This is a genomic window from Bacillus sp. ISL-34, assembly GCF_018613325.1.
Lineage (GTDB): Bacteria > Bacillota > Bacilli > Bacillales > DSM-1321 > Peribacillus.
Genome location: NZ_JAGGQJ010000002.1, coordinates 1 through 26,322 on the forward strand (window position 1 = coordinate 1; position 26,322 = coordinate 26,322).

Genomic DNA, 26,322 nt, shown 5'->3' on the forward strand with positions numbered 1-26,322 from the left:
TAAAATATTCACTAACTCAGTTAGTTTTGGTAACTGTTCAACTAAAGTGTTCAATGATTCCTGAACCTCAGGCTTTAATAATTGGTCCAGTACATCTAATTGTTTTTGGCGGGCATTAAGTTGTTCAGTTTGTGATTGGGTAATCGTTTCTGACATATCCAATTCTCCTTTGCAATACGCATTTTGTTGATGTAAATAGAAAAACTTGTAAAATATTACACAATGTGTGGCAAGAAAAAATACTAACAAAAATGTAATAAAAGCTAAACTATAGTATATCCCTTTAGTGGCTTGAAAACAGCTGATTTTTTAAAAAAGATTCATAAAATAATCTTTTCCTGCTTATTCGAAGAACGGATTCAAATGGAAGGCCCCATTCTTTACCTGAAATGGACGTTAAGAGGGAGTCTCTCATGGTCGCCTGTCATACATATTTCCAGCTTGATTTGCCATCCTAAATGATGGAGGTGAAAAAATGTGACGGATTCAGAATCTAAACTTACAGAAGAGAATGATGATAAGAAGCTTCATAAACTGGTTGGCAGTATGGAATATACTAAAGCACAACTATTGGAAGGTTTGAATGGAATTTCTGAAGTTTACCTCAAAAACAGTGAGGAAGGCACATCGGAAACACCTGATAAATAATCATGTTGTGTAAGCATAGCGAACCGGTTATGCTTACTTAAAATATCAGAAACAACCGAAAAGGGAATGGCTTGAGGAAAGCATACAAAGCGTGGAAGATAAATTCGCCAAGGGCGAGCTGGATTGTCTCGATGTCATTCGCCAGTATGGTGTCATCATCGATTATGCAACGAATAAAGTCCTGCCAGAATCAACAAAACAGTTCCGTGAATCCATGAAAACCCGTTCATTGGCTTATTGGAAGTAACGTGAAAAAGGTTCCGAAATCATTCGGAACCCCTAACTGTAGACAAACTCGAAGTAAAGTGAGTTTGCCTGCAGTTTTTTTATTTGAAAAAAGTTCATTTCAGTAATCCGCTCCCTTTCCGCAAACTGTCTGCCAAGCCTCCTTGCCGCAAGCGTCTTTGGGGTCTTGGATAGACAGTTATTCGGCAGGTGTGTCGCAAATTTCTTCAATCTAATGAGGTTTAATACGTACAAAAATCATGGTACTGGATGGGAACATTCCGTACCATGATATTGTCAACAAAGTTTCTATCTGAATTTTTAAAACAATGTTGATTGGAACGGAAGGTACGAGACTCCTGCGGGAAAAGCGCGTCTAGAGGAGACCCCGCAGGCGCAAGCCGAGGAGGCTCCACGACCGCCCGCGGAAAGCGAGTGCCTAGAGCGGAAATCAACATCCAAATCGTGTAGGTTTTTGAAGACATTCTTAATGGAAGCCCATCAATTCCTTCACATGTTTACAATTATCTTTCGAAGTGAGCATTTCCAAGAGCGTAAAGGCAACATCGAATGCAGTGGATGGATTGTAGGATGTTATGATATTGTCCGTGACGACAATCGGTTCATTAACGACAATCGCCCCAAATTCTTTTAGCTGGCCCTGCCTCTTACTGGTTGGATGGTTGTACGTAGTGGCCTTTCTTCCATTCAATATCCCGCTTTTTCCTAGTGGGAGAGAACCTACACAAATGGTTGCTATGATTTTGTTCTTATTATGAAAATACTTGATCACATCAAGAAACCTCTGATCATAGGCATCCTCATAGAAACCGGCTTCTTCAAAACCTCCTGGAATGGCCAAAGCATCGAAGTCATCAAGGTTCACTTGATCGATGGTCAATTCTGGCTGTACGATGAAATTCCATGTGCATTTCAATTGTTCGTGAAGTCCCACCGTAACCAGATCAGTCGTACCATCACCCTCTAATTTATTCCAGCCCAATACATCTGTAAATACACTCGCTTCAACCGCTTCGAATCCATTGGATAGCAGCATCAATACTTTTTTCATAGCAGCATCCCCCTTATTTATATTTGTGTTTATTATATAAAAAGCAAATCCCTTAATACATACGATTAATTACGTAATCATTTCAATTCAATTTATTTTATAATGTATTTAGACGAATTCTATTAATAATAAAAAGTGAGGGCGATTGAATTGGATCGAACGGATAAAAAAATACTTTCCTTGCTTGAGAATAATGGTCGCATGTCCATGAAAGAACTGGCACATGAAGTTTCCTTAACGGCTCCAGCAACGAAAGAACGTGTGAATAAATTAGAGGAAAGCGGAGTTATAAAAGGTTATAAAACGGAAATATCCCTTGAAAAACTTGATAGAAGCATAACGGCATTCATATTATTCGAAACGGATAGATGCAAAGACTTTTATCAATTTAGCTTGAACCATCCGGAAGTTCTGGAATGCCATCGGTTAGCCGGTCAATACAGTTATCTTATTAAAATAAGTACATTTTCCATGGAAACACTGGAAGACTTCGTCGATGAAGCCATTAAATATGGGAAATCGTCAACCCATCTGATATTTTCTTCCACATCAAAGAATGTACTTACAGGCGAGGAGATGTAACCGGCTTTAACCCATTTACTTTCCAACTTTTTATATATGACCAACTAGCAGGAAAAAGCTCCACCAATATAGAAAGTAATTAGTAACAAAAATCACAGTTGGAAGTTCAAAAAGGGAGTGGGGAAGAGTGAGTTTTGTTTATGAGGAAGAAAAAATCATGGAATTCCTTTTGCAGAATAAAAGTGAGTTTGAAGAATATCTTTTATCAGCAGCAGTCAATGTCAGGGATAAAATCGAAGAAATCCTGCTGATTGGAAATGTCGACCTTTTGAATAATGCACATAAGCTAATCCGTTATATAGTGGAACAGAATGAAACGGATATGATTACCTTTGCCGAAAAAGAGGGAGTTACGTGGGCCACCCACTCCTTGACGCTTTCATTCAAGCTTGAATGGATTCAGGCCCTCCGCAGAACGCTTTGGACCTTTCTGTATAAGTTTGAACAAGAAAAGAAAGCGTTTATTGAGGATTCCATGGTCTTTTTTGAATTAGAGAAAATAGTGAATGAAAAGGTCGATGTATTTCTTAAATCCTTTTTCGTCAGTTACTCCGATTACAAAGACAAATTGATTCTGGCTCAGCAAAACTTGGTGGAAAATCTATCCGTTCCGATCATTCCCATCACTTCCACCACCTGTGTCCTTCCGTTAATTGGGACAATCGATAATTCACGTATACAGATAATCGAGGAAAAAGTATTGATGGAGATAGGTAAACTGCGGATACAGACCTTGATCTTGGATTTATCCGGTATCATCGAAATGGAAGTTGAAATGATCAATGATTTGTTGAAAATCCTCGATGGAACGGCAATGATGGGATGTAAAGCTGTGGTGACTGGATTACGCCCTGAAGTGGTAACGAAAATGATCCGTTCAGGGGTTCAGATCGATAATAGAGCAGAAACAAAGGGTACACTGCAGCAGGCCCTGAAGGACTATCTTGTAGTCACCTAATCGTGAAGTGAAGTCGCCATGTTGTGGTGACTTTTTTTTGTAGGTAATTTGGAATATTGAGGAAATTTTTTTGCTGTTTTTTTCGACTCGAATAAGTAGATATGTATAGAAATTGACGTACAACGATACATTTATTCATTATAAGTACAAACTTTTACTGATTCTCGAAATGTAGGTATGTAGGAAACTAGGGAGATCACAGTAGATCAAGATCAACGGATCGTTTGTAGGTGTAAAAAATTCCTAATGAAGGTTAGCCTGAAGTAGGTTAACTTTTTTATTAATCGTTAAGTAGCGGCCGACTATCCGCAAACACCCTCATTCTATATGGTTTAAGATCCACTTCTGAATCTCCATCTTCTAAAAAAAACTTTGTGCCGACTTCTTCCCCTTACATTCCAACCAATAACACCTTTCTATAATTATAGCGAACTTTCTTTCTCACTTGATGCATAAAAAAACAACTTGTAAGTCACTAAAGAAAAGCAAAATCATGAGTTTCTTAAATGGAAACGCAAAAATCATTATTGAAACAACGTTTGAACTTTTTACTTATATAATGATTTTCATGAAGTTGAATCAAATACATGCAACCTTTCTTGTTCCTTTCCCTATCTCGATAACTTAGGAAACTCATTTTTATTGAAAGTCGCAAATATTCTAGTGATTGGCATCTTGTATGTATTAAAGGCATTGGGTAGCTTCGATATTTATGCAGCAGCCTATAAACCTACAACAGGAGGAATGGAGATGGTGAAAAAATAAGAGGTATGTTCATAGTTTTAAGGTCTTAGGAGAGGGATTCAAGAAAGATATTGTAGCAACTTCATTTATAGGCATTTAAATCTTCATAAAAATTAAAGGGGAATTGAAAAAATGAATTTGAAAAAAGTTTTATTTAAAGGAATGGCAGCAACAGCCTTGCTAGTATTCGTGACACCTACATTTGCAAGCGCGGTTGATCCAACTGAAGTATTAGGAAGTGAAAGCGGTAAAGGAGCCACTTCTCATGGCCATATCACAATAACGCCAGCAGATGAAACAACAGGTCCAACTGACCCGATCGTTCCTAGTGAACCGGATGGGGAAACAGGAAATACAGGGGCGTTAACAATTGATAATGTCTCGCCTTTAGAATTTAATACCCACCAATTATCCGGTGGAGCTGTGGAATATTCAACAACTGCAAAAAATCCAAACGTTCAAATTACGGATATTCGTGGTACTGGTGCTGGCTGGACATTACAGGTGTCAACTTCACCATTCAAGGATCAAACTGATGAAACGAAGATTCTAAAAGGTGCTTCTGTTACACTTCCAATCGGAACTGCAGTTACAACTCCAGGAAATGTTTCACCTGCACCAGAACTAAGGGCAGTACAATTAGGTACTGATTCTGCAGTAACTACACCACAAATCCTTATGACTGCTGAAAAATTAAAAGGAATGGGAACGTGGGTGGATCAATTTGAACCAAGCAGCTTGAAAATAAATGTTCCTGCAGGAAACTTAGCTGGAGAGTATGTCTCAACATTAACTTGGAGTCTCTTGGATGCACCACAATAATAAAAAAAACCATGAGGTGAGGAAGATGAAAGCAATCACCCTGTCAATAGTAGGAAGTGTGATACTGGTTGGAATGATCTTTTCGACAAATTCAGCCGAAGCAGCTGTCGTGAATAGCGCTATTTCCAAAAATTACATTAATTTTATTGCGGATGAGGGTATTACCAAACCGGTAGATCCTGCTAATCCAGACAACCAAGCTCTACCGAGTCCGATTGATCCTATAGATCCAGACAATGGCGGAACGGGAAATAGTGGATCTTTAACTTTGGACTATGTCTCCAACATCCATTTTGGAACACAAAAAATTATGAGTGGGAACACTACATATAACGCAAATAATAAAGATCCCTATGTACAAGTTTCAGATAAACGCGGAACGGGTGAAGGATGGGCTTTGACAGCAAAGGCTTCTGAATTAAAAATTAGCACTGGGGAACCTTTACAGGGTGCTGAGTTAACATTCAAAAATGGACAAGTAAAATCACAATCATCAAATGTTTCTGAACCGCCAACGGCTTATGACGTTACATTTGATAACCGTGATTCAAAAAAATTCATGGATGCACCTTTAGAAACTGGCCGTGGAACATGGCTGGACGTATTTTCAGGTTCTGACGGCGATAATAGTAATGTGCAACTAAAAGTTTTGGCTGGTTCAGCTGAAGCCGAAAGTTACAGTGGTACCGTAACATGGGAGTTAACCAACGCACCTAGCTAAATACTCAATAAATAGAGCTTGGCTTTATAAGAAATTATGTAAGCCAAGTTCCATTTATATATATCACATCATGTTGAAACTAGAGGGGGATATAGATGAAAAATGGGTTCTTTATTTTGATGATGTCCTTATTGATTGGATTAGGAATCATTTCGCAAAATGAAACAGCCTTTGCTGGAACCATGGAATATTCAATCAAAGCCAATATTCCAAAAAACCAAATCAATAAGAAGTTGACTTATTTTGACTTGTACATGAAACCGGGGGCCGAACAAACGATATCTTTAACAGTGAAAAATAACTCGAGTGAAAAAATCGACTTAATGATTGAACCGAATACAGCCGTAACCAATCAAAATGGAGTGATTGATTACAGTAAAAATAATCATAAAAAGGATAGTTCATTAAAGTATGCATTAACTGATCTCATTTCTCCAAAACAAAAAGTAACGTTAAAAGGAAATCAAACGAAAAAAGTGCCTTTTACGATTCAAATGCCAGATGAATCATTTGATGGAGTGATTTTGGGTGGATTCTATGTGTATGAAATAAATCAAGGAGACAAAAAACAAGAAAATGATAATGTTCAAATCAACAATGAATTTTCGTATGTGATTGGTGTCAAATTGACCGAAACGGATAAAAGGGTAAAACCTAATCTGAAGTTAAATAAAGTTCAAGCAGGGTTGATGAACTATCGCACAGTGGTGACTGCGAATCTACAAAACACGGAAGCTGTGATTGTGAATAACTTGGAAGTAAATGCTCGAATTACGAAAGAAGGAAAAAGGAAGATGCTTCACTCAGCAGAGAAAAGTGACGTATCCATGGCCCCGAATTCTAATTTCGATTTCCCTATTAGCTGGGATAACCAAGCGTTAGAGCCTGGCAAATATCATATATATATAACGGCAAAAGACGGCGATCAAACCTGGAAATTTGACAAAATGTTTGAGATTAAAGGTGATGATTCAAAGAAATTAAATAAAGAAGCAGTTGAATTGGAAAAAGACTATACACTTATTTTTGTAGGAATCGGCGTGCTAATTGCGGTATTAATCATACTGATTAATATTCTACTAAGAAGGAAAAAAAGCGGGGAAAAGAATGAATAAGAGTAAGATATTTACTAGAATCACTTTCTCATTTCTCATTATTATTGGCTTATTTTTTTCAAGTCTTCAAAGGCTGGGGCCAGTGGACATTCAAGTGGAGGCAGCCGGTCCAGTAGAAGATAATCCTCCATCCAGTATTATTTTGGATGGTCTATTTACCACTCCATCAACAGGGTCAAATAGCTCCATCATTAACAGTCAACTGGTTTCAATAACCCCTGGAACCGTAAGTCAAAAGGGGGCAATTTGGTCAATCGACGATCTTAAAATGGATTTAACCAAAGATTTTACAGCATCTATGTATTTGTATTTTGGGAATAATGGGGCTAATGCAGCAGATGGTATGGCATTTGTGATGCATAATGATTCAAGAGGTGTAAATGCTATAGCAAAATCTGGGTCAAGCTTGGGGGTTTGGGCAGACGAAGGCTATAATGAATCGAAAACATCGGGCATTCAAAATAGTTTTGCTGTTGAGTTTGATACCTATAAAAATGATGGTGATAATAGTTATTTTGATACTAATGTTAACGATGACCATGTTGCATGGGGTTACCCAGGGAAAGCCGATACTTATATAGATTATTCCTTTGGTGTTTGGCCAGTACAAAGTAATAGGAGAACCATGAAACATAATAACGTAGATGGCAATACTGGCGTACAGTATCCTGGTCTGTTATCAAATGGTACATGGCGTAAATTCGAAGTGACATGGGATGCTGCAAAACAAGCACTTACGTATCAATTAGAAGGATTAAATGCGGTTACTGTTGCTGTAAATGCACAAGATGTTTTTGGCTCTACAAAAGTTTATTGGGGATTCACTGGTTCAACAGGTCCTACTTACAAGCAAACCAATCGTGTCACTTTTGATAAAATACCGGCTTTAGTAAATGCAGAAGTTGAGCAAACGATAACTAGACAGGATGATTCTGTTGTTGGAGAGGGCTCTTCAGTTTTTAAAGGTGATGTATTAACCTATACGCTTTATTCGAAATATAACGGTGGTTTACAAAATTGGAAAAATATCATCTTGAACATGGTCTTGAATGATCATGTTACGTTTATCCCAGGCTCTATGACATTGACAACCCCTGGTGAGTCTGCAGCATTAGATGATACTTCGTGGTCAGGGCAATCCTTGGCACTTAGTATTCCAAATATGAATTCCACTCAAAATGTAGCGACCGTCTCTTTTCAAGTGAAAGTCAATGCAACAACGGAAGCTACCTCAGTTACTGAAACAGCTAGGTTTAATGGAGATAACTTGGTGATTGATACCAATTCAATTGATTATGTCATCCAGCCTAATCAAGCACCAGAAGTAGCAATAAATGATGCTGGCCCTGTTTACGTATCCGAAGGTGAAGATTATGAAGTGACAGGAACTTGGAAAGACAGTGATAATTCTAAAGGCACTTTTTACTATGAATTGAATTCAGAGGAAATCCAATCTGAAGAAAAAGAGAAAGATGTGTCTTCCGATAGTGCCGACTGGAGTTTTCTCCTTTCAAAAGACCAATTACATATGGGGGAAAACACTTTTGAAGTGTATGTAACGGATGAAAATGGAGGAAAGTCCAATGTAGCAACGCTACAAATCATTGTTTTAGAACCGCCATCTCTTACACTGGTTGATGCTGATACGGAAATACCTATTGATTTAGGAAGTGGCTATACAATAAAAGGGACATGGAGTGATGCAGATAGTGACAAAGTGGATCTATACTATGTGCTGGATAAAGGTGAGCCAATTACATTTGCATCTGGTTCAGCAAATGTTGCTGATAAAGGGGAAGAAGTCAGCTACGAGTATACCATTCCAGCAGATCAATTATCAGTAGGGACACATGCTGTAAATGTTTATAGTGTGGATGATACTGGTAGACAATCGAACGTGGAAAAACTCACCTTGAACGTCATTGGACAAGTTAGTTTCACCAATGTTGCTACGGATGTTAGTTTTGTAGACATGGAGATTCCTAATCAAGCGACATTTGCAAAACGAAATGCCGATTGGGATATTCGCGTGAAGGATACTCGTGGTACCGGTAGTTCGTGGCGGCTGACGGCTACTTTAAGTGAAGATTTTTCTGATGGAGCTGGACATTATTTATTAGATGCCTTAACTTTTGTTGATAAATTTGGAAAAGAAGAAAAAATGGTACTAGGAGTTGCCATGAATGTTTTTGAACATACAACCAAAAGTATGGATGAGATATCCATACATTGGCGAGAAAATCAGGGAATATTATTAAAAATGGAACCTTTTGTCTATATAGGTGATTATAAGGGGAGGATTAAATGGGATTTAGTGGATGCGCCATGAAAAATAAAGACTATGGTTAATAATTTTTTAGATGATCGAATATAACCAAATCAAACGTGTTCTTCTCCTTTTTTAAAGTGACGATAAGTGAATTTAAATTGAACGAGCCGAAGCTGATAGAACATTGGCTATCGTTTGAATGGACGACTTTACAAGGCTCAAGGGATGTCCAATTGGGCATGTCCGTTAATTTGCGTCAGGCATGCTCATTACGTAGCTAGCTAAAACATCCTATGCATACGATTGGGTCTAGTTAAAATCTAGTTTCAAAATAGGGCAAGTGTACCTGATTTATATAAAATGAAAAATGTAAAAAGCTCGGTTGCGCTTTTTCTTGTACACTAGCTCCTAATAGACAGCTCATTTTCGTTTTAACAAGTTGGTAAGCCCTTCGATGCATACTGGCTTCCTCTAAACGTGAATGAGGCTTTTTTTGTATATTCCTTTTCTAAAGAAGTGAATATAGGAAACCTGTATAGCCCTTATGATCGGTCAATACAGGTTTCCTTTTTCTTACATATAGATCCTTACTGCGCTTCTCTAAAACGTTCATAGCACTTAGTTCCGGAGAAAGGTTTCCACTGAATAAAAGTCTCCTTCTTTATGATCTTTATACATTTAATCCAATTATTTAGATCCGAGTTTGGAATAGAGGATTCTTTTTCTTCTTGCACTACAAATTTAGCAGCAGAAAATCATTTTAATGACCTTATTGGGTAGGTTCAAAAGCGGTATATAACAATTCATATTTGAACTAGTGTTCCAAGAAAGAAAAGGCGCAGATAAAAATGGGATTATTCAGGGAGTTTACTTAAGTGTTTAATGGGTATAAGGTAAATGCATTTAGGGCTAAGGTCTTATTTTAAGTGGACAAGTAGGAAGAGGTGATAGTATGAATCGATTTTATAAACGTTATTCAGACGTGATTTTTCACTTATTTAAAGATAATAAATGGAGTAATTTGACTGAATTATCCGATAAAACAGGGTATTCAAAAAGTACAATCCGACGTGATTTAAAATTCCTGGAGACTTTAATCCCCGAGGGATGGGGTTTTGAGAAAAGTGAAAGTCTTGGAATATGTCTTATTAAACCTGAAAATGGTACTCTAGAAAGTTTATTGGTGCAAATAAGAGAGAAGAATTCCTATTTTCACATATTAAAGTTAATCCTTTTGAATGATGGTGTTGATATTTCACAGATTTCTCAAGAGGTGCATATTAGTCGTTCCACCGCATATCGTCACCTTGAAAAATTACAGGAGGTAGTACGGGAAGCAGGTGTTGACTTATCTGCTAGCCCATTCAAATTAGTAGGAGATGAAAAAAAAATCCGACGCTTTATCATGCAAAATTTGGATTTTGCGACATTGGAAACCTATCCCGATAAAGATTCTCTCGATGAAAAGGAATTTCAAACAACTTTACTTCAATTGTTTTCAAAACATTCGATGTCATTTCGGACTGGTGCCTTACACCGACTTACAATGATTTTATATATATCTAACCTTCGTGTTTCCATGGGTTATTTCGTTTCATATCCAAAATCAGTCTTAATTAATTATGAAGGCAGTAAGTATTTTGAATTCTCCAAAGAACTAGGACATTACATGGAAAGATGCCCCACACGAGATATCCAGCTTCAGGAAATATTTTACTTATCGATTTATCTCATGAGTGAGGAAAAACCACTTAATAGATCACAACATCTTCGATACCTTCGAAACAGAATGAAAAGTAAACGAGGGTTTCCGTTGACTCAATTTTTAGACTCCCTTTCTGAATATGTTTGTTTTAATCTATCACAAGATGATATCTTCTTGTTTCATTTATACCAAACATTAAAGAGAATATCACTTGAAACAGAATTTGAAATGGAGACTGTAAGGAATTCCATGTTGCAATATCTTCCATATTTCGAATATAATCCAATTTTTCAGACCATAGAGGAGCTGGCTACTAAATCTTTCTTGACAGTTCCGCTTAAAATTAAGAAACTGGATGTTTTGGAAATATTCTCACTCCTTCAGGCAGCCATTTTACGAAATAAGAATCAACACACAATAATAGTTGCTTTAGTATGTCGTACATATACCGAAAAAGATTATATAAGGGAAGTGTTAAAGTATCACTACGGAAATCAGGTTAGAATTTCAACATTCGATCCCTCCAGCAGAGAGTTGATTTACAAGTATGAAGAGGTTGATTTAATCATTTCGACGGAAGAAGACACTGGTTTATTTCAGAAAATTCCGGTAATTAAGGTATCCTCTTTTCCAACTCCTTCAGAATTAATGCAAATTAAACAATTTTTTGAAGATCATTTTTTTGACCAATTCAATATGGACCCGGGATTGATTTATCCATATCAAAAAATGAATGCCGTTGTTAAATGATTCACTATGCAAAAAACAGATTCGACTTTATTTTGCACAAACGAATGCACCAATGGCAGGAAAACGTTGGTAAAGGGAAGAACCTAAGAATATCCGTTTCTGGGGTACTCCCTCTTTACCAGGGGTTTCACTTCAGCAAGGAATACACATATGTATCATGAGGGATACCGTTTTGGTAAATATAACTCCTTAATATTCCTTCCTGGATGAAGCCCAGCTTAAGCAAGAGCTCACTTGATGGCTGGTTTTCCAGAAAAACGACCGCGCCGATGCGGGTTAAATCAAGGTCGTTGAAACCGTAAGCGATAATTTCTTTTAGAGCTTCTGACGCAAATCCTTTACGCCAATGTGCTGGATGGATTTCATAACCGATTTCCGCCCGTCTGTATTTGGGACTGTGGGCATGAAAACCAATGGTACCAATCAATTCCTGTGTATCTTTTCTTTCAATTCCCCATCGGATAGCTCGTTTTTCAAGATAGTTTTTCGCAAAAGATGCTATGATATCCTTCGCCTGTTCGACATTTTCCAAAGAATCCTGGCCATAAAAGCGGGTGACTTCATCTTTTGATAAGCATTGGAAAACAGCTTCCGCATCACTTTCACGAATTTCCCGAAAGCGTAACCTTTCCGTGTTCAATACAGGAAACATTTTTTTCCCTCCTTATACATCAGTTTTACATCTATTCGGTCTTCGCGGCGGTTTTTCCTTTATTATGAAGTGCCTATTTTTCCGGTATTTTCGGTGGTAATCGGACAAGCTAACATTAGTTCAACATAAATAGCTTTGAATAAGGGGAGATAGATCATGGGAAAAAAACATCGTAACCGTATCGCTTCACCGAAAAAGAATAACCACATTCCGAAAGCGGATATTATTGCAGAACATGAAGCACACGGTAAGGAATATTCTGCGAATAAACGAAAGAACGGTCCTGGCTCCAATACAGATTGAGTAACTAACTTAGTGACCGCTCTTGCCTTTAAAGGGCAGGGCGGTTATTTGTGTTTCTTGCCAAATTTGGAAAGGACCATCCGCAAGGCATATCCGAATAAAATCATACATGATTCATATTTGGAACCGAACGAAGATGGAAAGCCCTTCTTCGTAGTTCAGTCGGACATTATTTGAAATACCGCAGCGGTCCCGTAGTGGACGGGGTGGTATTGGTGAATCCGGAAACGGGGGACACGATATACTATCCAAAAGGAAAAAAACCTAAATGGGTAGATCGGACATTCACATTGGAAACAGCCCTGGAATATTGGAGTTACTGGGGGAAATATGTTCACGGGTGGAAAAACCAGTCCTTGATTGGGCCGAAGAAAGATGTCCTGATCCCTAATGAGGATAATATGCAAGTTACGTTTAACGAAAAAGGCGAATTGATTTATGTAGTGGACTTTACCCGGGCAAAATCAAAAAGGTAACTCCAAAACCCTTGTAGGCTATGCCAAAACCGGTGAAATGACGTACTATAAAGGCGTCACGTCCGTTCTGACTGGAAAGGAGGCAAAATCCAACGCAAATGCGAGTGAGTTTTTGTCCAAATATCCCGGCTGGAAAGCCACTAATGGAATTTTCTATACGATTTACGGTGCTCCCACTTATGTGATTCCGGTTACAAAGGGCAGCAAGTTCCAAGGTGTGGAGATCGTTTACGCCAATAGCGATAATCCCCAAGTGGTCTTTGCAAAAACGAAAGACGAAGCTTTCCGTAATTATAAAAAACTGATTGCCTCTTTAGGGAAAGTGAGCGGTGTGACGCCTCAAAAAGGATTTGAGATGAAAGAAATAAAGGGGAAGGTAATGAGGATCAATGATGCCAATCTCTCAAATGGATACGTATTCCATATCGTCGAAGGCAATGCCAAAAGGTTCTCGGCGGACCCTGGTGTCAATGCGCTATCTGATATCGTGTTGACGAATGTAGGAGACCGGGTTGTGCTGAAGGTGATGGATATGGAAGAAGACATCGTTCCAGTCGATGAATTCACTAATCTGGACTTGCCAAAGAAATGATAATGGACCGGGTGGATACCTGCTTGCCGTCTTAGATATAAACATGGAAAAAAAAGCATTGTTATCAGCAATGCTTTTTTTCATGTCTTCGAATGATTGTCATTATAAGTCCGATAGATTGAATGAATGGATGGATTCCATATAATATCCTTTTTGAATGACGGCTTTTATTGCGAAGTGCCCATTTATCCGTTTCCGCACCCGGTACAGAAGTGAAGCGATTTCTTCTGCCGTCACAATTTGCTCGGGATCACCGACTCTCTCAGGCCATACTTGCTGGACAATCTCTTCCTTAGAAATAAGGTTGTCCAAATTTTCATAAAGCAGCTTAAAGCAATTGAATTCCTTTGTCGGCATTTTAATGGGTGCTTCCTCATTGATGATCACGGTCTGAAGGTGCTCATTGATAGTGACGATTTGCTGGAACTCGGGGTTCACCGGAGTGAAATCCCGTGTTAAATCGTTGTCGATGGAAATCATGAATTCAATCAGTCCATTAATCAAAGTAATCGAATCCCCCGGTTCAATACGACAGGGATTGCCCGGTACGAGCGGCATCTGGTTCACCGAGGTACCGTGTTTGCTTGCCAAATCCTCAATGAAGAGCTGTCCATCCTCCATATAAATCCGGCAATGTTCTCTGGAAACGAAGTCATTGTAAAGCGTGAAATCAGCTTTTGAGTGTTGGCTTGCACGGCCGATCAACAGGCTTTTCCCTTCAAAAACATAAGCGAATTCCTCGGTTTGGCCTTTGTGCAAGGCTCTTAATACAACCTTGAAAGTTTTATAGATCATTCACTTCATACCCCTTAAAAAGTCTGAATATTTAAATTATTTTTATGGATTTATCATTTTGGCTACATGGCTGTTTAGCGGGTTCAATTTTATAATTATAAATTATCAGTCGCTTACTTACTAACGAAAAATGAAAAAATACAAATTAGGCACAAAGCCATTATAACAAAGTGGAATGAAGGATGAAGAAGAAACTCTATTTTTGCTGATGTTCGCTTTGACTGTGGGAGGAGTGCTTCCTCAAAGCCGGCCAGGCAGCACCGGAAGAAGTTTGCGATGAAAATGTACCTTACGCTTGTGGAAAAGGAGTTGACCAAAGGTGAGTATGTGGAGAGATAGGATAAATGCCTTCAGCATCCTGCTGATGATCATTAGTATGATAGTATATATTATTTTTCCCCAGCCCTTTACCCTCATTCTGTACTGTATATTTGGCATTGCCTTTATCAGCCTGACTTTACTGAATTAAGCCTATCCTGTATTGGAAGTGGGATGTGTGAGACGAAGCGGGAAGGAAGAAAACAGAAAAGGTGGGGGAGGCATGCTGAAAACATGAATCCTCCACACGATTAGCAAGTTTCTGTTCACCTGTTTGGGAAAATCATAGATGATTAAAAAAAGCCTGCCGAATCAACGGCAGGCTTTTTTTACAAGCTAATTTTATAACGTTCCTTTCCTTATTTTATGATAAAAATGATACCAAAAGCACATATACCTGTTGTATTTTTAATGAAAAAGTTATTTTTATAATAATATATACCTATATTAACCGTTACTGTATTAATATTACTTAAGGAGGGGCGGGGATTTTGATTGATAGGGTATTTTCCTAGTTAGTAATGTTATGTCGGAAAATATTGACCAAGCTCTGCAGCAACTGAATTTTGGGTATTCCTATGATGGTTTTTCGAAAAAGAGAATTCAAGGAGGAGGGAATAACAGTATATGAAAAAATTAATATGGGTTATAGGTGCTTTCTTACTGCTTGGATTGATCTTAATGAATGTTTTTACTGATTCAGGAACAATGGCAGGTGATGGACTTGAAATTAATACAACCTATTTTAAAAACTCAAATGAATTAATGGCTGATATGAATATCTCTGGCTATATTCATAAAAGGAAACAGCTTGAAATAAAAACTATTTTAAAAGAAAAAAATACAATTTCAATAAAGAAAGATCGAACTGGTAGTGAATTAGAATATATAGTAATCGATTCAACGGGAGAAAAGGTATTCTCTGAAAAAATAAAAGGAGATACAATTCGTTCATTTGAATCAATGTCAGGAGAAGGAATCATCAAAATAGTTTTAAGTAGCGGGAAACATGATGCGATGATTAGTATAAATGAGGATGAGCTTAATAATGAATAGAGCAGAACTTGAAATCTTGAACCAATTCCGTACGGGGCTAAACCGTATCACAATTGTAAAGGCAGAAATGCTGATATTCTTAGGAGAAGAAGCAGGAACCCATTAAGGGTACCTGCTTTCTTTCTTTCTAAGGGAACCGATGAGGATATTGGCGCTTCCACAATCGTTTCATGGAATCCCGGAATGCGTCATGGATTTAACGCTACTTTAAAAGAGCCATTTTTATCCTTAGACGGTATAATTAATTGGCAGAAGTAGACATTAATATGGACTGCAACTGAGTTGAATCTTGAGAGAAAGAACCTTTATACAAAAGTCACAATAAGAAAAGGAGAAACCATGACTAATGAAACAGGATGGAATTTAGACAATAGCTATGCACGTCTTCCGGAAAAGTTTTTCACGAGCACGAACCCGACTCCTGTACGTTCACCGGAGTTGATCATTCTCAATGAACGTTTGGCGGATTCTCTTGGTTTGGACGTGAAAAAGCTGCAAAGCGAAGCTGGTGTGGCGGTGTTTGCCGGAAACGAGATTCCCGAAGGTGCTTCGCCTCTTGCCCAAGCATATGCTGGGCATCAATTCGGTCATTTTAACATGTTAGGGGACGGCCGGGCGATACTTCTTGGCGAGCAGGTCTTATCCGAAGGCGGGAGGGTCGATATCCAGCTGAAGGGTCCAGGAAGAACGCCATACTCCCGTGGGGGCGATGGCCGGGCTGCACTTGGACCGATGCTGCGCGAATACATCATCAGCGAAGCGATGCACGGGCTCGGCATTCCTACCACCCGAAGTCTGGCAGTGGTGACGACGGGTGAAACGGTAATCCGTGAAACCGGCCTTCCTGGTGCCATCATGACCCGTGTGGCTTCGAGTCATCTTCGTGTCGGAACCTTTCAATTCGCTGCGAAATGGGGCACGCTCGAGGAACTCAGGACACTTGCCGACTATGCAATTAAGCGTCATTTTCCAGACATTGAAGCCGATGAAAGCCGTTATCTCTCACTGCTGCAGGAAGTGGTCAAGCGTCAGGCTGAGCTTATCGCCCAATGGCAGCTGGTTGGCTTCATTCATGGGGTGATGAACACCGACAACATGACGATTAGTGGGGAAACCATCGATTATGGCCCTTGCGCCTTCATGGATGCCTATGATCCTGCAACGGTATTCAGTTCAATTGATAGACAAGGCCGCTATGCCTATGGCAACCAGCCGGTTATTGGGGGTTGGAATCTTGCACGATTCGCTGAGTCCCTATTGCCGCTGTTGCATGATGACCAAGATCAGGCCGTTACACTGGCCCAGGATAAGATTTCTGTTTTTAATGATCTGTATCACGCTAATTGGTTAGCAGGCATGAGGGCGAAGCTGGGGATATTCAACGAAGAGACTCAGGATGAAGCCCTTATTAATGGCATCCTCAGTATGATGAAGAAGCATGGTGCCGACTATACCAATACCTTCCGTGCTTTGACCTTTGATAAAGTGGAGGATACGGTCCTTTTCGGGACACCGGAATTCGCTCAGTGGCAAGAGCTCTGGCAGGCGAGACTGGGCAGGCAGAAGGAATCGAAAGAATCTTCGAATCAGTTGATGCAGAACAGCAATCCTGCAGTGATCCCACGGAACCACCGGGTGGAAGAGGCGTTGGAAGCGGCAGTGGAACAAGGGGACTACAGCGTGATGGAACGGCTTTTGGCTGTTCTTGCAAAGCCTTATGCACACTGCGAGGAACAAGCAGAATACGCCGCACTTCCTGTGTCAACAAAACCTTACCGGACCTTTTGCGGTACCTGATTATAAAACATGCATGGAGATTATGAAGCAGCTCCCGAGATTGAAGTCGATTCTTTGTCAACTTCAATCTCGGGAGCCATTTTTGTGTATCCATGCCATGGCTTAAGCTTTTCATAGTTTTGTTTTCAATTTTTTCTTGATAAGCGTAAGAATCGTACAGATCACTAGGATCGTCAATGAAGCCAATCCGCTAAACCATATGCTTTGGAATTCACTTGCATAAGGCCGAATGATGTATGAAGCGACAATGGCCAGGACCGCGCTTATCGGTATGTAATCAGCGACTTTCCCTTTGCTTAATACGATAACCAGGATTGGAGCCAGCAATGCCGAATATATATTTCGAAGAAGCCAATGAACTGGCTGACATTCTTAGTGATGCGGGGATTTCCATCGTCACCAGTGTCCCGATTAACAGGCAGATGCCCCCTGTCGATTTATTACATGAAAGAGGGGTTGAAGTATCAGTAGGCAATGATAATATCTTTGATGTATGGTCACCTCTTGGAAATGGTGACATCTTGGAGAGAGCAGGAAGGCTCGCGGAACGTTTCAGATGGATTGATGAAGTCTCACTTTCCCGAACACTCGGGTATATAACTGGGGGAAAGACCCCATTGGATGAAAAGGGTAACCAGGTATGGCCGAAGGCGGGGGATGTCGCAAGTCTTGTGTTGATTGACGCAAGCTGTTCGGCAGAGGCAGTTGCCAGGCGTTCTGAACGTAAAGCGGTCATTTATAAGGGGAACTTGGTTTCCGGTTCATTATTTAAACAAAAGCAGTCAATTGAACGGTAGTACTAACGAAAAAGGAACTCTGGATACTTCCGGATTTCCTTTTTCGTTTTGGGTATGGAACGGCTTCCATGTACTTTTACTTACTTATGTTATATGCTGTGGAAGTGATTTTTTTGGCTATATTGTATAGCCCTCCCATTTCATTATCGTTATTACCCCGATATATTTTAAACGGGCTGACTTCTGCTTGTCCATTTGCCTTGCAACCTTTAGTCAAGCCAACAAATTAGCAGGTTGCCTCAGTCTTTGTTACTATTAATGGTAACGTTATCATATGCGTCTGCAAAGGTCATATGACATAAATCATGTGTCCAGCAATGGCAGCAGACCATCCGGGGACTGTGTTTATTATATGATGTTGCCCTATCGCCTTTGTTAAGGGAAGGGCAATTGAAATTCACCATGAGCTTTAAAAGTATCATGTTCAAAGGAGATGGAATCTATGAAAAGTTGGAGATCTTCTGTGACTCTATTTTCTTCTTTTCAATGGTTGTTTTTTATTTTTGCAAATACGGTAGTAGTGCCCATATCGATTGGCGCAGCTTTTGACCTTCCTCCCAATGTCACGGAAATGACCATGAGAAGCTCGCTCATTTTCACCGGGATCGCTTGCGTGTTTCAGGGGTGGAAGGGGCATAAGTATCCACTTATGGAAGGTCACTCCGGTCTATTGTGGGGAGTAATGTTGAATTTAGGCTTATCTGCACCATCCATAGGGCTCGGTTATGCTGAGATAGGGGGGGGAATTGCTACTGGCCTCATTGCAGCTGGTGTCGTGACCCTCATTATTTCTGCCTTCAACCTGATTTCTTATGTCCAGAAGATTTTCACTCCCATGGTCATGACGGTTTATTTATTCCTTCTGACGTTCCAGCTCATTTTTGTCTTTTTTAAGGGGATGCTGGGGATTACCGAGAATGGGGAAATCAACATCCCGGTCAGTTTCCTATCAGTGGGGATTGTACTTTTAGTAAGTATATTAAAGGTAAAAGGACCAAGGACCATAAGCAATTTCTCCATATTGATCGGGATTATGGTGGGATGGATTTTTTACGAGCTGCTATTTCCGGATGCCGGGGGGGAAATGGGATCGACGGGTGTTGCTTTTTCATTTTTCCCATTAGGTGCTCCAAACCTGGAATTCGGGATCATAGCGATTTCCTTTTTTGCAGGATTACTGAATTTGTGCAATACGTTCGCTTCGATTCAGGCCGCATCGGAATTAATCGGTGATGAAGCTGAACACAAGCAGTATCGAAATTCTTTATTCATGACTGGCGGCTTTACCATTTTCGCTCCCGTGCTTGGCCTTGTTCCGTATACACCTTTTACTTCATCCATCGGATTTTTGCAGAGCACTCAAATCTATGAGCGGAGGCCCTTCTTGCTTGGAGGTATATTATTGACCATAATCGGGCTCATTCCTCCTTTCATCTCTTTCCTGGCCACCATGCCGATAACAGTCGGGAATGCAGTATTGTTCGTTGCTTACCTTCAGCTGTTCGGTACGGCTTTCAACAGCGTCAAGGGTCAGCATTTCACTTCAGACACGATTTTCAGGCTTGCCGTTCCAGTATTGATTGGTGTGAGTTTGATGAACATCCTGCCTAATGCGTTTTCAAACGTTCCCACGCTTTTACAGCCCTTTTTGACGAATGGGCTCATAATGGGCGTTTTGATATCAATCGTGCTGGAAAAATCGGTGAACTGGAATCGTTATGAACAACTGGAGAACTAATGTGACTCCGATGTAATTGGCTATACATAAAGGAAAACGAAAATGCCAAGGGACTTGTAATGACTTAATTTAAGAAGCGATCATGAAAACCGGAAGGGTGTTAACCTTCTGGTTTTCTGTTTTTCATTGCTCTTTTAATGTGAAAATAGGCGTTTTAATCAGTAGCAATACCCACTCCCTTTACATATTTTGTTGAAGGCAGTACTTGACGTGGTGTTAATTCCCTGACCATTTCGTTTCCTGTTCCAAGCATTGCCTTATTTATTAATACACGGAGGTTATATAAAATGTATGAATTTCAAAATCAATTGCAAAACCTTAATGTTGATGATTTCCAGGTAACTCAGCCAATTCCTTGGGAACAAAACCAGTACAATTTGGATGATTCGTCTCGACAATTCATTGGTGTGGGTGGTTGCTTTGGTTGTTTTGGCTGTTTCTTGTGCTTTGGCTGCTTTGGTTGCGGCGGTCGCTGTGGTCGCTGTGGTCGTTGTGGACGCTGCGGCGGGTGCGGCGGACGTTGCGGACGTTGCGGACAATAAGGATTCAGGTCTTCTAAAGAAAAGTCCCTGCATGTGCAGGGACTTTTCTTTATTGAAATAGACATAAGAGACAAATTGTCGTACATAGGATTAAAGTGAAGTGCTAATAGCAGTACTTAGAATGCTTCGGGTTAGGAGGAGCGGAATGGTGAATTTGACCCCTTCCATGCGTTTAAAAGTGAAAAGGGATACGTTTTTTCTTCCGGAACCAAATAGAGGTGTGTATTTCAGGAATAACATCAGTTCGTTCCGTATGGAGGGCAGCTCGATCGTCCAGTGGATTGAAAAGCTATTACCGATGTTCAATGGGAACCATACATTAAGCGAGTTGACGGATGGATTACCTGGCCCATACCGGAACCGGGTGATGGAAATTGCCGAGGTTTTGTACGGTAATGGGTTTGTTCGGGATGTAAGTCAGGACAGTCCCCATCAATTAAGTAATCAAGTTCTTGAAAGGTATGCTTCGCAAATCGAGTTTCTGGAAAGCTGCGGCGATTCCGGGGCACACCGTTTTGAAGCTTATCGAAAGAAAAAGGCGTTGGCTATAGGCTCTGGCCCATTGTTCCTTTCATTGGTGTCCTCCCTGATCGAATCCGGATTGCCTGCGTTTCATATCCACATTACGGACACGGTACCGACCAATAGAAAAAGATTGAATGAGATCGTGGCACATGCGCGTAAGACGGATGACGAGGCAGCGATAGAGGAGGTCGTGCTTGATGCGGGAGCAGAGATTGAATGGCAGGAGATCGTGCGGCCATTTGACTCGATATTATATGTGTCACAGGAGGGTGATATAGAGGAATTAAGAGAACTTCATTCGGTTTGCAGGAAAGGAAAGAAGACACTGTTTCCTGCAATGATCATCAATCAAGTAGGCATGGCTGGTCCGCTTGTCCATCCGGATTCAGAGGGATGTTGGGAGTCGGCATGGCATCGTTTACATCAAGCTGAGCTGGAAAAAAATCAGGCATCAGCTTCCTTTTCCGCCACAGCCGGAGCGATGTTAGCCAATATAATGGTATTCGAATGGTTTAAAGATGCTACAGGCGTTACGACAGCAGAACAAGCACATCAGTTTTATCTGTTGGATATGGATACATTGGAGGGAAAATGGCATCCATTCATTCCCCACCCGGAGGTGACGGGAAAAGGGACTGCTACATGGATTGAAGATTTTGATCATCGGCTCGAACAAAAATCCGGGCCGGGTGAGCCTGGGAAGGTGTTTATGTATTTCAGCCGGTTAACATCCTCGGAATCCGGAATCTTTCATATTTGGGATGAGGGAGATTTAAAACAGCTGCCGTTGGCTCAATGCCGCGTTCAGGTCGTCGATCCGCTGTCGTCAGGTCCGGCCGAACTGCTGCCCGAAATTATCCGTTCAGATCTGACGCATGAGGAAGCGAGGAGGGAAACCGGTCTTGCAGGAGTTGAAGCATATGCATCCCGAACACTCAGCCAGCTCGTTACGACTCTTCCGCCGCTTCAGGGGGCAGATGATATAAAGGAATCGATCGGTGTCGGGGCAGGGGAAACATTTGCTGAATGTGTTTGCCGGGGACTGCAAAGCAGTTTGGATACGGAGTTTTTAAATAAGCGGTTCAACCAGGAGAAACTAGTGACGGTGCAGTTGGATCAAGTGGAAGATGAGCGCTGCAGGTATTATTTACAAGCGCTGACCCGGCTGCAGGGAGATCCGATCATCGCGTTGGGTGAGGAAGTGTCCGGTTTCCCGGTAGTTTGGGCCGGAACGAGCGATGGCTGGTCAGGCGCTGTCGGTTTGAATGTAACGATCGCTTTACGGAATGCCTTGCAAAAGGCCGTCATGAAAGTCCAAAACCAGACCGTTTGCCTCACAGCTCCAGGTCTAGTGGCATCGCCTGTTCTTGAGGAAGAAAAGATGCCCCTGAATCTTGTGATTCCTTCGTGTGAGGTGAACGGGAATCCCGACCTAGTACAGTCCGCCATTCAAGTCTTGAAGAAGAACAGTAAGCGAATCCACGTTTTCGAAATGGATCTGGAACCTTTCTTGAAGGAAGAAATTGCAGGTGTGTTTGGGGTGTTTTTGCGAGAGGAGGAATCAGGGTGAAAACTGACATATTGGTTGTCGGGGAAGGAGTGTTGGCCGACCATGTTCATGGGAACCTGTCCGGCCAATATCAGGTGAACCGCCAAACCGATTTCGAGGCAGGAATACCGCAAACGACGGCTATGGTCGTTCTGCTGCAAGATGCTTGGAATCCCGCTGTCCATGTAAAGGCGGAAGAGGTGATAGGGCAAGCGGGCATTCCATGGCTGCGGGGGTTCGTGTCATTTGGAGAGGGAGTGGTAGGTCCGCTGGTGCGCCCGGGTGTTCCTGGCTGCTCACAGTGCGCGGACCAAAGGCATCTCATGGCCGGGCGTGATCGAAAAGAAATGTGGGGAATTCGCAGACAACTGGAGGAAAATGGGGGGATAGAGCGTGATGCTGCGGCATCCCGCACAGGCCTTTTACAGATGGCCCACTTGATTTGTGCAGAGGTAAGGAAGGTGATGAAAGGGGAGCGCGCCCGGTCGGAAGGACATGTATCATTAATCAGCCTGAAGACGCTGAATGGTTCGTGGCACTCTTTTTTACCTGATTCATTGTGTCCGGTTTGCTCAACATTACCTGATGACTCGAAGGAGCGTGCAAGGATTTCGTTGCAGCCAAGTCCAAAAATCAGTCCCGACAGTTACCGTACCCGTTCAATGGATGAGCTGAATGAAGTTCTGGCCAAGGATTACTTGGACCACCGCACAGGATTCTTGAATAATAAAATGATAGACCTTGTACCGCCATTTGCCGATGTAAGTGTTAATTTGCCTTTGTTTATAGGAGATGAGGGGGCGGCAGGCCGGACTCTCTCATATGCGGTCAGTGAGATGACTGCCATATTGGAGGGGTTGGAAAGGTATTGCGGAATGGAGCCCCGCGGCAAACGGACAGTCATACATGACAGCTACAACAACCTGAAAGATTTTGCGCTCGATCCCATCAGGATAGGGGTACACTCGAAGGAAAATTATGCAAAGCGGGATTTCCCGTTTCAACCGTTTAATCCTGACCGCTCGATAGATTGGGTGTGGGGCCACTCATTTTTGCAAGAGCGGCCAATCTTGGTCCCGGAATTGCTTTCCTATTACAGCCTGGGCTGCGGTCATGGATTTGTCTATGAAACTTCCAATGGCTGTGCTTTAGGGGGAAGTTTGGAGGAGGCCATTTTCTACGGCATCATGGAAGTGGTCGAACGTGATTCGTTCCTTCTGACCTGGTATGCGCAGCTGCCCCTCACACGTCTTGACCCTTATTCTGCAAATGACAAAGAACTGGAGCTGATGATTGACAGGGCGAGGGCGGCAGCGGGATATGATATCCATTTGTTTAATTCGACAATGGAACATGGGATACCGAGCGTATGGGCGCTGGCAAAAAACAGGAAACAAAAAGGATTGAATATCATATGTGCGGCAGGGGCCCATCTGGACCCGGTCCGGGCGGTGAAAAGCGCTGTCTTCGAGCTGGCTGGCATGATGCTGACCCTTGACGATAAATTGGAAGAGAACCAGGATGAGGTTGAGAAAATGCTGCATGATTCCTCACTGGTACGGAAAATGGATGATCATGGCATGCTGTATGGTTTACCGCAAGCTGAAGAGCGACTGCAGTTTCTGCTGGATGAAGACCGCCCGATGCGAACATTCGCTGAAGAATACGGGGAAAAGGTCAATCATCCGGACTTGACGGAAGATTTGCAGGAAATCCTTCAGGAGTTTCGCCGATTGAAACTCGAGGTGATTGTGGTGGATCAAACGACACCGGAAATTGCACGGAATGGATTACATTGCGTGAAAGTGCTGATCCCGGGGATGCTGCCGATGACATTCGGCCATCATCTTACCCGGATAACGGGGCTTGAGAGAATACTGAGGGTTCCGATGGAACTTGGATATGCAAAACGGCCGCTTGAATTCGAACAGCTCAATCCGCATCCGCATCCATTTCCATAAGCGGTGACTTAGGAGGTTGGAGGATGAGTCTAGAGGCATTTTTGCACAATTTGCATTTTGATATCGAAAAGGCAAGTCCGCCGGATTGGGAAGTGGATTGGAATGATGCACCGCTAACGTATAAGCTTTACCGTGACTTGCCTGTTTTTCCGTTATCACTCGAGGTGCCGCTGACGCTTGAGGGGGTCAGCGGGCCTTCAAAGCAGGACCTCGAAGGAATCGGTCATTTCCTCTGGTATGCATATGGCCTGACCCAAGTCAGTCAGGTACCGGGATCCTCGGAATCTGAGGACCTCATGCAGTCATTCCGGCGTTTTCCGCCATCTGGGGGAGCTTTGTATCCAAGCGAATTGTACGTATACTTGAAGATGGAGGGATTACCTGCTGGCGTATACCATTATGATGCAGCACACCACCGTTTGGTTTTGCTGCGGGAAGGGAATTTCGATTCCTATTTAACAAAGGCTCTTGGTGAAACCTTTGATATGTCCGCATGCTTTGGTACAGTTTTTGTATCGACGATGTTTTGGAAAAACTTCTATAAATATAATAATTTTTCATACCGTCTGCAAGGTCTGGATGCGGGCGTGCTTCTTGGACAGTTGCTCGAAGTGGCGAAACGGTTTGGAATCGCAGCCGGGGTGTGCTTCCAATTCCTTGATCGGGCCATCAATCATCTGCTTGGGCTTTCGGAAGAGGAAGAGAGCACGTATGCGGTGATCCCCTTATCGGCAGAACCTTCTTTTAGATTTAGAGAAGAAAGGAGTATGGACCGAACTGTCACCTCGACGGAATTATTGCTGGAATTGACGGATATTCAGCCTAAACACTATGTTCGGTCGCAGAGGATCAGGGAATTTCCGATGCTAACTAAAATGAATGAAGCATCCATGATCGAATCCACCCAATCATTTCGGCGGATCACTCCAAAAAATGGGGCGGAATCCGAGGGACATATGGTAGCCCTTCCTATCGTGAAGCGGTTGTCCTATGACTTGGCATCAGTTTGCCGAAAGCGATTTTCACCTGAAATGGACTTCGTACTCGGGAAAGTCAGTCAATCGCAACTGGCGGCTCTCCTGCAGGAGGCGACCGAATCGTTCTCCTATCGAAATGACTTGGATGGAACAAACGAGAACAACGAACATCGCGTTTCCTTATATGCTTGTTTGTATAATGTGGAAGACATTCAAGATGGTGCATACCATTATGACAGCACGACACATTCATTACGACAGATACAATCAGGAGATCATCGCCTCCGATTGCAATACGGAATGTCCCTCGATATCATGAATTTTCAGCAAGTGCCGATCTGCATCCATGTAGTTGGTGAGCGGGACCATTCCAAAACGCAACTTGGATATAGAGGATACCGCATCCAGCAAATGGAGGCGGGGATGCTCGTTCAGAAATTACTGTTAGCTTCGTCAGCCCTCGGAATGAACGGGCACCCGCTGCTCGGCTTTGATGTGAATATGTGTGATGAACTTTACAGGATAGGCGGTCCGCAAAGGAAAACGAGCCTGATCCAAATCCCGATCGGGCACTATCGGAATCGCCCTTGGCTGAAGGGTAGCCTGCATAGTTGAAGAAGATAAAAACGGCCT

General features: G+C 41.8%; 23 protein-coding genes and 2 pseudogenes. 21 read left to right on the forward strand and 4 right to left on the reverse strand.

Translation table 11 applies throughout. The features are described from left to right. A pseudogene (locus J7E52_RS00810) lies at nt 1-156 on the reverse strand (DUF1641 domain-containing protein); the annotation flags it as partial. A gap of 321 nt (nt 157-477) precedes the next feature. Between J7E52_RS00810 and J7E52_RS00815 the strand changes: the two are divergent. Further along, complete coding sequence (locus J7E52_RS00815) at nt 478-648, forward strand: hypothetical protein (protein ID WP_214743271.1); 171 nt, start codon at nt 478-480, stop codon at nt 646-648. 91 nt (nt 649-739) lie between these two features. Next, nucleotides 740-895 carry a hypothetical protein gene (locus J7E52_RS00820; protein WP_214743272.1) on the forward strand — a complete coding sequence of 52 codons (156 nt, stop codon included), beginning with the start codon at nt 740-742 and terminating at the stop codon, nt 893-895. Between the two features lie 465 nt (nt 896-1,360). Here J7E52_RS00820 and J7E52_RS00825 read toward each other — a convergent pair whose 3' ends face one another. Further along, complete coding sequence (locus J7E52_RS00825) at nt 1,361-1,945, reverse strand: DJ-1/PfpI family protein (protein ID WP_214743273.1); 585 nt, start codon at nt 1,943-1,945, stop codon at nt 1,361-1,363. Nucleotides 1,946-2,095: 150 nt separating this feature from the next. Here J7E52_RS00825 and J7E52_RS00830 point away from each other — a divergent pair, with 150 nt between their 5' ends. From J7E52_RS00830 to J7E52_RS00860, 8 genes are all read left to right on the forward strand, one after another. Beyond that, nucleotides 2,096-2,527 carry an Lrp/AsnC family transcriptional regulator gene (locus J7E52_RS00830; protein ID WP_214743274.1) on the forward strand — a complete coding sequence of 144 codons (432 nt, stop codon included), beginning with the start codon at nt 2,096-2,098 and terminating at the stop codon, nt 2,525-2,527. Between the two features lie 127 nt (nt 2,528-2,654). After that, complete coding sequence (locus tag J7E52_RS00835) at nt 2,655-3,485, forward strand: STAS domain-containing protein (RefSeq protein WP_309476836.1); 831 nt, start codon at nt 2,655-2,657, stop codon at nt 3,483-3,485. 642 nt (nt 3,486-4,127) lie between these two features. Next, the gene (locus J7E52_RS26735; RefSeq protein WP_286197331.1) at nt 4,128-4,250 is read left to right on the forward strand and encodes a hypothetical protein; all 123 of its coding nucleotides are present in this window, start codon (nt 4,128-4,130) and stop codon (nt 4,248-4,250) included. A 111-nt stretch (nt 4,251-4,361) separates the two neighbouring features. Beyond that, complete coding sequence (locus tag J7E52_RS00840) at nt 4,362-5,051, forward strand: WxL domain-containing protein (RefSeq protein WP_214743275.1); 690 nt, start codon at nt 4,362-4,364, stop codon at nt 5,049-5,051. A gap of 25 nt (nt 5,052-5,076) precedes the next feature. After that, on the forward strand, nt 5,077-5,772 hold the full coding sequence (locus J7E52_RS00845; RefSeq protein WP_214743276.1) for a WxL domain-containing protein: 696 nt from the start codon (nt 5,077-5,079) through the stop codon (nt 5,770-5,772). Nucleotides 5,773-5,867: 95 nt separating this feature from the next. After that, nucleotides 5,868-6,887 (forward strand): WxLIP family cell surface protein, encoded by a 1,020-nt coding sequence (locus J7E52_RS00850; protein WP_214743277.1) that lies wholly within the window; start codon nt 5,868-5,870, stop codon nt 6,885-6,887. After that, nucleotides 6,880-9,216 (forward strand): L-type lectin-domain containing protein, encoded by a 2,337-nt coding sequence (locus tag J7E52_RS00855; RefSeq protein WP_214743278.1) that lies wholly within the window; start codon nt 6,880-6,882, stop codon nt 9,214-9,216. The genes J7E52_RS00850 and J7E52_RS00855 overlap by 8 nt, the downstream gene beginning before the upstream one ends. An 892-nt stretch (nt 9,217-10,108) precedes the next feature. Further along, entirely contained in the window at nt 10,109-11,611 is a 1,503-nt protein-coding gene (locus J7E52_RS00860; protein WP_214743279.1) for a BglG family transcription antiterminator, read from the forward strand. A gap of 127 nt (nt 11,612-11,738) precedes the next feature. On the opposite strand, the gene J7E52_RS00865 is transcribed toward J7E52_RS00860, so the two are convergent. Next, entirely contained in the window at nt 11,739-12,263 is a 525-nt protein-coding gene (locus tag J7E52_RS00865; RefSeq protein ID WP_214743280.1) for a GNAT family N-acetyltransferase, read from the reverse strand. Nucleotides 12,264-12,419: 156 nt separating this feature from the next. Here J7E52_RS00865 and J7E52_RS00870 point away from each other — a divergent pair, with 156 nt between their 5' ends. The 3 genes from J7E52_RS00870 to J7E52_RS00880 all read left to right on the forward strand — a co-directional run bounded on the left by J7E52_RS00870 (nt 12,420) and on the right by J7E52_RS00880 (nt 13,634). Then, nucleotides 12,420-12,566 (forward strand): hypothetical protein, encoded by a 147-nt coding sequence (locus J7E52_RS00870; RefSeq protein ID WP_100298038.1) that lies wholly within the window; start codon nt 12,420-12,422, stop codon nt 12,564-12,566. Nucleotides 12,567-12,763: 197 nt separating this feature from the next. Next, nucleotides 12,764-13,042 carry a hypothetical protein gene (locus J7E52_RS00875; protein WP_214743281.1) on the forward strand — a complete coding sequence of 93 codons (279 nt, stop codon included), beginning with the start codon at nt 12,764-12,766 and terminating at the stop codon, nt 13,040-13,042. 37 nt (nt 13,043-13,079) lie between these two features. Then, the gene (locus J7E52_RS00880) at nt 13,080-13,634 is read left to right on the forward strand and encodes a hypothetical protein (RefSeq protein WP_214743282.1); all 555 of its coding nucleotides are present in this window, start codon (nt 13,080-13,082) and stop codon (nt 13,632-13,634) included. Nucleotides 13,635-13,736: 102 nt separating this feature from the next. Here J7E52_RS00880 and J7E52_RS00885 read toward each other — a convergent pair whose 3' ends face one another. Continuing rightward, the gene (locus J7E52_RS00885) at nt 13,737-14,429 is read right to left on the reverse strand and encodes an FHA domain-containing protein (RefSeq protein ID WP_214743283.1); all 693 of its coding nucleotides are present in this window, start codon (nt 14,427-14,429) and stop codon (nt 13,737-13,739) included. A 945-nt stretch (nt 14,430-15,374) separates the two neighbouring features. Here J7E52_RS00885 and J7E52_RS00890 point away from each other — a divergent pair. The 8 genes and pseudogenes from J7E52_RS00890 (at nt 15,375) to J7E52_RS00925 (ending at nt 26,304) form a co-directional block, all read left to right on the forward strand. Further along, a complete protein-coding gene (locus J7E52_RS00890; protein WP_214743284.1) occupies nt 15,375-15,803 on the forward strand; it encodes a hypothetical protein in 429 nt (142 codons plus the stop codon). 339 nt (nt 15,804-16,142) lie between these two features. Next, entirely contained in the window at nt 16,143-17,600 is a 1,458-nt protein-coding gene (locus J7E52_RS00895) for a protein adenylyltransferase SelO (protein WP_214743285.1), read from the forward strand. Nucleotides 17,601-17,944: 344 nt separating this feature from the next. Further along, nucleotides 17,945-18,397: pseudogene (locus tag J7E52_RS00900) on the forward strand (amidohydrolase family protein); the annotation flags it as partial. Between the two features lie 442 nt (nt 18,398-18,839). Then, nucleotides 18,840-20,135, forward strand: coding sequence for a uracil/xanthine transporter (locus tag J7E52_RS00905; protein WP_214743286.1), 1,296 nt, complete (start codon nt 18,840-18,842; stop codon nt 20,133-20,135). A gap of 287 nt (nt 20,136-20,422) precedes the next feature. Continuing rightward, the gene (locus J7E52_RS00910; protein WP_214743287.1) at nt 20,423-20,677 is read left to right on the forward strand and encodes a heterocycloanthracin/sonorensin family bacteriocin; all 255 of its coding nucleotides are present in this window, start codon (nt 20,423-20,425) and stop codon (nt 20,675-20,677) included. Nucleotides 20,678-20,822: 145 nt separating this feature from the next. After that, entirely contained in the window at nt 20,823-22,772 is a 1,950-nt protein-coding gene (locus J7E52_RS00915) for a putative thiazole-containing bacteriocin maturation protein (protein ID WP_214743288.1), read from the forward strand. Beyond that, nucleotides 22,769-24,712 carry a TOMM precursor leader peptide-binding protein gene (locus tag J7E52_RS00920; RefSeq protein WP_214743289.1) on the forward strand — a complete coding sequence of 648 codons (1,944 nt, stop codon included), beginning with the start codon at nt 22,769-22,771 and terminating at the stop codon, nt 24,710-24,712. Before J7E52_RS00915 ends, J7E52_RS00920 begins: the two co-directional genes overlap by 4 nt. Before the next feature lie 23 nt (nt 24,713-24,735). After that, entirely contained in the window at nt 24,736-26,304 is a 1,569-nt protein-coding gene (locus tag J7E52_RS00925) for a SagB family peptide dehydrogenase (protein WP_214743290.1), read from the forward strand. Nucleotides 26,305-26,322: the final 18 nt, after the last annotated feature.

What these genes read in the sequence shown, in the direction of transcription:
- J7E52_RS00895 (WP_214743285.1), top strand. Translation starts at nt 16,143, where the DNA reads ATGACTAATGAAACAGGATGGAATTTAGACAATAGCTATGCACGTCTT.
- J7E52_RS00905 (WP_214743286.1), top strand. Translation starts at nt 18,840, where the DNA reads ATGAAAAGTTGGAGATCTTCTGTGACTCTATTTTCTTCTTTTCAATGG.
- J7E52_RS00865 (WP_214743280.1), bottom strand. Translation starts at nt 12,263, where the DNA reads ATGTTTCCTGTATTGAACACGGAAAGGTTACGCTTTCGGGAAATTCGT.
- J7E52_RS00925 (WP_214743290.1), top strand. Translation starts at nt 24,736, where the DNA reads ATGAGTCTAGAGGCATTTTTGCACAATTTGCATTTTGATATCGAAAAG.
- J7E52_RS00860 (WP_214743279.1), top strand. Translation starts at nt 10,109, where the DNA reads ATGAATCGATTTTATAAACGTTATTCAGACGTGATTTTTCACTTATTT.
- J7E52_RS00855 (WP_214743278.1), top strand. Translation starts at nt 6,880, where the DNA reads ATGAATAAGAGTAAGATATTTACTAGAATCACTTTCTCATTTCTCATT.
- J7E52_RS00870 (WP_100298038.1), top strand. Translation starts at nt 12,420, where the DNA reads ATGGGAAAAAAACATCGTAACCGTATCGCTTCACCGAAAAAGAATAAC.
- J7E52_RS00910 (WP_214743287.1), top strand. Translation starts at nt 20,423, where the DNA reads ATGTATGAATTTCAAAATCAATTGCAAAACCTTAATGTTGATGATTTC.
- J7E52_RS00845 (WP_214743276.1), top strand. Translation starts at nt 5,077, where the DNA reads ATGAAAGCAATCACCCTGTCAATAGTAGGAAGTGTGATACTGGTTGGA.
- J7E52_RS00850 (WP_214743277.1), top strand. Translation starts at nt 5,868, where the DNA reads ATGAAAAATGGGTTCTTTATTTTGATGATGTCCTTATTGATTGGATTA.
- J7E52_RS00885 (WP_214743283.1), bottom strand. Translation starts at nt 14,429, where the DNA reads ATGATCTATAAAACTTTCAAGGTTGTATTAAGAGCCTTGCACAAAGGC.
- J7E52_RS00915 (WP_214743288.1), top strand. Translation starts at nt 20,823, where the DNA reads ATGGTGAATTTGACCCCTTCCATGCGTTTAAAAGTGAAAAGGGATACG.
- J7E52_RS00825 (WP_214743273.1), bottom strand. Translation starts at nt 1,945, where the DNA reads ATGAAAAAAGTATTGATGCTGCTATCCAATGGATTCGAAGCGGTTGAA.
- J7E52_RS00890 (WP_214743284.1), top strand. Translation starts at nt 15,375, where the DNA reads ATGAAAAAATTAATATGGGTTATAGGTGCTTTCTTACTGCTTGGATTG.
- J7E52_RS00880 (WP_214743282.1), top strand. Translation starts at nt 13,080, where the DNA reads ATGACGTACTATAAAGGCGTCACGTCCGTTCTGACTGGAAAGGAGGCA.
- J7E52_RS00840 (WP_214743275.1), top strand. Translation starts at nt 4,362, where the DNA reads ATGAATTTGAAAAAAGTTTTATTTAAAGGAATGGCAGCAACAGCCTTG.